6 protein-coding genes are annotated in these 6,000 nt (G+C 41.0%); 4 read left to right on the top strand and 2 right to left on the bottom strand.

Going from position 1 to position 6,000, the window contains the following annotated elements:
- Positions 1-164: 164 nt before the first annotated feature.
- Complete coding sequence (locus tag CVU62_14800; GenBank protein ID PKN36589.1) at positions 165-686, top strand: hypothetical protein; 522 nt, start codon at positions 165-167, stop codon at positions 684-686.
- Positions 687-761: 75 nt separating this feature from the next.
- Here CVU62_14800 and CVU62_14795 read toward each other — a convergent pair whose 3' ends face one another.
- Positions 762-1,235, bottom strand: a complete 474-nt coding sequence (locus CVU62_14795; protein ID PKN36588.1) for a hypothetical protein — start codon at positions 1,233-1,235, stop codon at positions 762-764.
- 181 nt (positions 1,236-1,416) lie between these two features.
- Positions 1,417-1,761, bottom strand: a complete 345-nt coding sequence (locus CVU62_14790) for a mannose-6-phosphate isomerase (protein PKN36587.1) — start codon at positions 1,759-1,761, stop codon at positions 1,417-1,419.
- A gap of 176 nt (positions 1,762-1,937) precedes the next feature.
- On the opposite strand from CVU62_14790, the gene CVU62_14785 reads away from it, so the two are divergent.
- The 3 genes from CVU62_14785 to feoB are packed head-to-tail and all read left to right on the top strand — an operon-like array spanning position 1,938 to position 5,774.
- Positions 1,938-2,627, top strand: coding sequence for a M48 family peptidase (locus CVU62_14785; GenBank protein ID PKN36586.1), 690 nt, complete (start codon positions 1,938-1,940; stop codon positions 2,625-2,627).
- Positions 2,628-2,660: 33 nt separating this feature from the next.
- On the top strand, positions 2,661-3,518 hold the full coding sequence (locus CVU62_14780; GenBank protein PKN36585.1) for a hypothetical protein: 858 nt from the start codon (positions 2,661-2,663) through the stop codon (positions 3,516-3,518).
- A gap of 18 nt (positions 3,519-3,536) precedes the next feature.
- Positions 3,537-5,774: a ferrous iron transport protein B gene (feoB, locus tag CVU62_14775; GenBank protein ID PKN36584.1), complete on the top strand. Its 2,238-nt coding sequence runs from the start codon at positions 3,537-3,539 to the stop codon at positions 5,772-5,774.
- The last annotated feature ends 226 nt before the right edge of the window (positions 5,775-6,000 follow it).

Raw genomic sequence — 6,000 nt, 5'->3', positions numbered from 1 at the left:
TTAATTGTAAAGCATCTGTAAAGCATCGTGTAAGTCACTTATCGTGATTTTGCATACTTAGTTATCACACCCCTCCACAGATCAATGGAGCATGCAAAAACAAAAAATGTCTTTATCCTCAGGTATGCTCAGGTCTAAAAGCTGATCATAGCCGACAGATAAATTTGTTAAAAGAGTTGCGAAAGATTAAAGGCATCAAAAAAGTGTTTGTCGCTTCCGGCATCAGATACGATTTGCTGCTCAGCGATAAAAAACATTGTGTGGATTACATGCCGGAACTGGTTCAACATCACATTTCCGGCCAGTTGAAAGTTGCACCTGAACATACCGCCCCGAATACTTTAAAACTAATGGGCAAACCGCAGGCGCAGTCATTGTTAAACTTTAAACAGATATTTGAAAATACTAATAGATCATCAGGGCAGAAACAATTTCTTACTTATTACTTTATCGCTGCCCATCCGGGATGTGCCGAGGAAGATATGCGAGAGCTTAAATCTTTCGCGGGCAGAGAGTTGAAAACCAACCCGCGGCAGGTTCAAATTTTTACTCCCTTGCCTTCCACTTATTCGAGTCTGATGTATTTCACAGAAACTGACCCGGCAACCGGCAGAAAAATATTCGTGGAAAAGAAGACGGAGAAAAAACAAAGACAAAAAGATATCGTTTTAAAGAAAATTAATTAAATATATCCCGAATCTTTTGGAAGAGTTTTACCACAGCTCTTCAGTGGCAGGCATCATATTCATCAATTAAGATAATTATTTGTTAAATTTCGCAAACATCCAAAACGGCATACCAACGGGGTTGAGCTGTGTATATTTTTGTTTACACGAAATATAATCTTCCAGTATTTTGATTGATTCGTCGGGTGTATCGACGAATTCCACACCTATTTCATATGATTCATTATCAGTAATAATTTTGTTCCATTTTACTATTCCATAAGCGATTATATTTCGACGCAAACTCTTCAATGCTAAATTTATTTTGAGGAGGGCATTGATAGGCAAAAGAATGTTGGTCTGGATTCTGGCACCGCCCACAGATATATCCTTGGTGAAGTTATAGAGGACTTCTTCTTGAGGGGTATTTTCTCCTCCGGAAACAATAGTTATGGTGATCTCATTATCCTCTCTCAGTCGGTCCGCTCTCCTTCTCTCTTCCACATTCGATTTTTCCGCGCTCTTTTTTTTGTTTCCCCCTGATGGTTTAGCTTTTTTCCCCTCGTGCATAAAGATCCATTCTCCCTCTTACTTCAGAATTATCTTTTTCACTCTTTATATTAACACTGCCAATCAATTCGTTAAAATATAAAAAAATACACCTTGTATGTCAATGAAATACATACGGCAGAACATTGAATGAATTGTGTTATTTCGGATCGAAAGGTGGCGACTTACATGAGAAATGCTATTAAATCCGTCCATATTTATCTTCGAACCGCTCAATATCGTCATCACCACAGTATTCACCCGTTTGCACTTCGATAATAATTAAATCTTCGTCGGAAGAATTATGAACGCGGTGTTTGGATTTTTGAGGAATATCAATTGATCTTCCTGCATGTAATGATTTCTTTTTGCCGTCAACAATCGCCATTCCCTTTCCTGCAACAACAAACCAGTGCTCGGAACGAAGATGATGAAGCTGTAAGCTCAGACATCCACCGGGTTCAACGACAATCCTTTTTACTTTATGATCAGGGACATCCAATAAAACTTCAAAATTACCCCATGGACATTTGGTGATTTTTGCCATTTCGCCTCATGATTTTTTTTTTAAGCTAGCATAAATTTAAATTAATGAAAAGGCCTTTCCTGCTCGCTTTAGACAACAAATTATGGTAATAATGCAAGCAAAATAAGTGTGAATGACGCCATATATTTTATTGTGGGAATAATAAGACGGGACAGAATCTTTCGGAAAACATTTTGATGAATATAACCTACAAAATCAAGAGAAGCAGGAAAAGAAGAAAAACAATTTCCCTCCAAATCAACGATAAATCAGAGTCGGTAGTCATTGCCGCACCCTACTTAACACCGATTGATGAAATAAACCATTTCGTGCAGGAAAAACAAAACTGGATAAATAAAACTATACAGAGACATAAAGAGGAAGCAATTAAAAACAAGGCACCGGAATATAAAACGAGCGAAAAGTTTTACTATTTGGGTCAATCTTATCCACTGGAAGTTTTTTTTGAACCTTTTGATACAGCCGGCGTTTTTTTCTGGAATAATTGTTTTTACCTTAACGCGCAGGAAGACAGGAATTTAAGAAAACATTATTTTGTCTCATGGTATAAGAAAAAAGCACGCGAATATATTTGTCAACGTGTTTATTTTTTCAGCAGGAAGCTTAAATTGCATTATAGAAATATTACTATAACGTCAGCCGGAAAACGCTGGGGTTCCTGTTCAACAGATAACGATCTTTCCTTCAGTTTCCGGCTGATGATGGCGCCGCCTGATATAATTGATTACGTGATCGTGCATGAGCTGATGCACATCATAGAAAAAAATCATTCGCCGAAATTCTGGCAACGGGTAGATTCCATCATGCCGGAACACAAAGCGCAAAAACGCTGGCTCAAAGATAACCATCATAAATTTATACTCTGAGCCGTCTGAAGAAAGGACTAAAATAATATCTACATGGGAAACATCGAAACCGTTGATTTGAAGCATCATGCTTGTTTGACAAATCGTTTTCATAAAATGAATTTACAGATTTCCGATTATACCTTCGCCAATGTTTATTTATTCCGCAAGATAAGTAATTACGAATTCCTGTCAATGGACTGCGGATTATTTGTTTCCGGTCAGAATAAACAAAAACAAAATTACATAATGCCGTTAAACGATCCGCGCGGCTGCGATATTAAAACATTCAATGAAATTTTAGATAAACGAAATTTTTTCTTTCCTATTCCCCAGGAATGGCTTTCTTATTTCCCGGAGGACAAATTTATCATCAGCTACGACGAAAGCGAGTCTGACTACATTTATCTTACCGAAAAAATGGCAAGTTTTAAGGGAAAACAATACCTGCGCCACAGAAACCACTTACACCAGTTTCTATCTTCATATGCGCCTGAAGGCAAACCAATATCGGCAGATAATTTTCAGGATGCGGTAACTGTGCTACAAAAATGGCAGAACAATTCCAAATCAACGCCGGAAAAAACCGATTTTGAGCAGTGTAGAGAGGCACTGCAAAAATTCTCCGGGCTTGCTCTCTGGGGAATAATATATTACATTGTCAACGAACCAGCAGGATTTATTATCGGTGAAGCTCTTAATACGGACACATTTTGCCTGCATTTTGCCAAAGCATCCACTAAATATCACGGCATTTACGAGTTCATGTTTAACGACACAGCAAAAAGATTGCAGTCTGAATATAAGTACCTTAATCTGGAAGAGGATATGGGCAATAAAAATCTGCGCCGCACAAAAAGTTCCTACGGAACTGAATTCCTGCTGAAAAAATATCGCGTCAGCGTAAGATAATTTGGAAAGTATGAAATAATGAGCGATTATATTAATATAACATCACTACACGAGGGCGATCAGGGAGTTATTCATTCCATTGAGGGCGGCGCTGCTATAACCAGCCGTCTGGCTGGAATGGGCATAGTAACGAACGCCAGATTCCGTGTCGCCCAAGCCAGCGGCGGCCTAATTGTTATTCAGGTAGCCAATACACGTATCGCGCTGGGCCAGGGCGAAGCGTCAAAAATAATGGTTTATAAAATTGATCCGGAAATCGAAGTCTGCCTGCCGCCTATTGAAAAGGAAATTTTCGTAGCTCTTGTCGGCCAGCCCAATGTAGGTAAATCAACCGTGTTTAATATTCTTACCGGTTTATCCCAGCATGTCGGGAACTGGCCGGGAAAAACGGTAGAGAAAAAAGAAGGAACTCATCGCGCCGATAATGTTTTAATCAGGATTGTTGATTTGCCGGGAACTTACAGCCTTACGGCGTTTTCTGAAGAAGAAAGAGTTGCCCGTGATTTCATCATCCAGGAAATACCCGATCTGGTAGTACTTGTATTAAACGCGGCTGCTCTGGAAAGAGGCCTTTATCTTTTATCAGAGGTTCTGTTACTCAATCGTCCGGTCATTGTTGCCCTCAATATGCTGGATGTTGCTTCCGCACAAGGCATTGAAATTGACACACGGGCATTACAGGATTCGCTGGGAATTCCTGTTATTCCCATGGTAGCTAAACGCAACAGTGGTATTAAAGAACTGGTAAGCCAGATTTCTGCGATTGCGTCAAGTGAATATAAATATAACCCTGATTTACCGGAAGTCTCTACCGATCATCTGCAAATTTATCATGACATACTGAAGCTTGTCCGGCCTTATATTCAGGAACCTTACACATCTGAATGGATAGCGGTAAAATTGATGGAAGGCGATCCTGAGGTTTCCAAAATGGTTGAAGGCAAGGCGCAAAAATCAGCGCGTGATGAAATAGAAAGCCTTCTGATCAAGCACGAAGACGCTCTTCATGCCGTCGTTAACGGCCGTTATGACTGGATTGAAAAAATTACCAGAGCGGTCGTGTCCCGTTTTAAAATGGGACAGGTGGTTCTTACTGACAGAATTGACCACATTCTTACCCGTCCTATATTCGGCATTCCCGTTCTGCTCGCGGTCATGGCTTTTGTTTTTTTTCTCACCTACGCGGTGGGCGTTCCTCTTCAAGGCTGGCTAAGCAATCAGATTCAGCATTTAATAAAATTCTGTGAACCTTTTACAACTGGCTGGCCGGTCTGGATCGGGGGCTTATTGCTCAACGGTGTCATCGGCGGAGCTGGTTCTGTGCTTACTTTTCTGCCGGTTCTGCTGATATTTTTCACCATCATGGCTCTTTTGGAAGATATAGGCTATATGGCGCGCGCGGCTTTTGTCATGGACAGAATCATGCATCTTGTCGGCCTGCATGGTAAAAGCTTTATTCCCATGTTCCTGGGATTCGGCTGTAATGTGCCCGCTGTTCTGGGCACGCGGATTATCGAAACACGCAAGGCCAGAATGATTACCCTGCTTTTAATTCCGTTTGTTCCCTGCACTGCCCGGCTGGCCGTATTGACACTTGTCTCTGCCGCCGTCTTTAGAGAAAATGCCGCTTATGTATCCTGGAGCATTGTGGCTCTGAATATCGTTGTGCTCGGTATTGCCGGAATATTTGTCAATAAAACTCTCTGGAAACAGGATGCGCCGTTTATAATGGAATTGCCCATCTACCACACTCCAGATGTAAAAACTATCATGATGGTTATCTGGTCGCGGACATTATCGTTTATCCGCAAAGCGGGAACCGTAATTCTGGGCGTCTCCCTGATTATCTGGTTTTTATCGTATTTTCCGAAGGGAGTTGTGGAAGAAAGTTTTCTTGCTTCATTCGGGAAATTGCTCCAGCCGCTGGGCGTGCCGCTGGGACTTGACTGGAAGATGATTACCGCACTTTTAACCGGTCTGGTGGCAAAGGAAAATGTTGTGGCCACGCTGGGAGTTCTTTATTCCGTGGGTAGGGATGGCTTATCCAATATACTGCCCACCATAATGAGTCCGGAATCAGCAGCGGCGTTTCTTGTGGTGATGATGCTCTTCATACCCTGCGCTGCGACAATCGCCGTATTGAAAAAAGAAATGAACAGCAATAAATGGTTTTATTCCTCCATTATCATTACTCTTCTTGTTTCCTACTTGGGCGGGATTGCGGCGTATAACTTTGTCAGATGGCTTGGAATCTGATTCAACTTCCAACTCAAAGCGCTATCTTTGTTGGCGTCGTTGTCGGCTACCTCAACGTATTAGTAATACGCTTCGTCGCCTCCGCCTAGCCGCCTCGATATCATCTTTGATTTAAAAGTTGAATTAAAGTATAAAATAATAAACGCCGCGTTCTATTTTTAATATCGCACTTGTATAATTTTATGATTTTGTCATTCCCAACCTGATCGGAAATCCATTATTAAAA

Source organism: Deltaproteobacteria bacterium HGW-Deltaproteobacteria-2 (assembly GCA_002840505.1).
In the GTDB taxonomy this organism is placed as follows: Bacteria; Desulfobacterota; Syntrophia; order Syntrophales; family Smithellaceae; genus Smithella.
The sequence above is the reverse complement of the archived record's forward strand: the minus strand, read 5'-3'. Positions and strand labels throughout refer to the sequence as shown.